This is a genomic window from Pseudooceanicola endophyticus, from assembly GCF_018760365.1.
Lineage (GTDB): Bacteria > Pseudomonadota > Alphaproteobacteria > Rhodobacterales > Rhodobacteraceae > Pseudooceanicola > Pseudooceanicola endophyticus.
In genome coordinates this window covers 1-1,365 of sequence record NZ_JAHIAB010000042.1, presented here as the reverse complement: position 1 = coordinate 1,365, position 1,365 = coordinate 1, and the positions used below count along the sequence as shown (strand labels likewise).

1 protein-coding gene is annotated in these 1,365 nt (G+C 62.2%); it reads left to right on the top strand.

Annotated features, from left to right (window positions below):
• The first annotated feature begins 94 nt into the window (after positions 1 to 94).
• A complete protein-coding gene (locus tag KM176_RS24730) occupies positions 95 to 1,114 on the top strand; it encodes an IS110 family RNA-guided transposase (RefSeq protein ID WP_160897349.1) in 1,020 nt (339 codons plus the stop codon).
• Positions 1,115 to 1,365: the final 251 nt, after the last annotated feature.

Here is a 1,365-nt window from a genome sequence, read left to right as displayed (position 1 = left end):
CCCATACCTGATGGAGTGGATGGCTCCTGCTCCATCGGCGTCGCAATGCGCCATAGTGCAGATGTCATTGTCTGCTGCGAGAGGAGCCATCCGCATGAAGGTTACAACAGTCGGCCTGGATCTGGCCAAGAATGTCTTTCAGGTTCACGGGATCACGGATGAAGGCCAAGTCGTCTTCAACAAGCCACTACGCCGGGCTCAGCTGCTTGCGTTTTTCGAGCGCTTGGACCCTTGTCTGATAGGCATGGAAGCCTGCTCGGCGAGCCACCACTGGGCTCGGGAGCTGTCCAAGTTCGGTCACGAGGTGCGGCTGATCCCGCCGATTTACGTCAAGCCCTACGTGAAGCGGGGCAAGTCGGACGCTGTCGATGCCGAAGCGATCTGCGAAGCCGTCACCCGCCCGACCATGCGCTTCGTGCAGGTCAAATCAGTAGAGCAGCAAGCCATGCTGAGCCTGCACCGAATGCGTGAGCTCGTCGTGCGGCAGAGGACACAGCTGGGGAATATGCTCCGCGGACTACTGGCGGAGTTCGGGATCACCCTGCCGCAAGGCCTGGAGAAGGCGACGGGCTTTGCGAGGGATGTCCTGGGCGGGTCTGCGCCGGACATCCCCGAGATCGGGCAGGACGTCATCCGCGTCCTGTGCCGACAGCTCCTGTCGACCGACTATCTCGTGCGTTGGCATGATCTGCGGCTGCAGACCGTGGCGCGGGCGGACCATCGGATGAAGCTGCTGCAGACCATTCCAGGCGTCGGACCGGTCACGGCCTCGGCGATCGTCGCGACCATCGGCAGCGGCCGTCAGTTCCGCAACGGACGTGAGTTTGCTGCATGGCTGGGGCTGACACCAAGGAACAATTCCAGCGGCGGCAAGGAAAGGCTGGGCAGGATCACGAAGATGGGGGATCAGTACCTCCGAAAGCTCCTCGTGGTTGGTATGACCTCCCGCGCCACCCAGGTGAAGGTCCGACCGGACAAGGGGGACCCGTGGCTGAGACAACTGCTGGAGAGAAAGCCCTTCCGACTGGCAACCATCGCTATGGCCAACAAGACGGCCAGGATCATCTGGGCCGTCCTGACACGGGAAGAGGCCTGGTCGCCGCGACCTGCCTGATGCGGCAAGCCCGGCACATAGAATAGCAAGACCGACGAGATGATGGAGACACCCACAGCCGCAATCCCGGGAGACCCCGCCGAAAGTCCGGGGCGTAATCGCCCGCATACCTGACAGGGACCCGGGACGCGGAAGCCATCAGGGCCAGCGGCCGAAATGCCGCGCAAACAGGCCGGACACACGACCGCTTCTGAATGGGTGAATTAAAGTCATTTCCCGCTTGCTATGCAGGAGCCATCCACACAGGACCT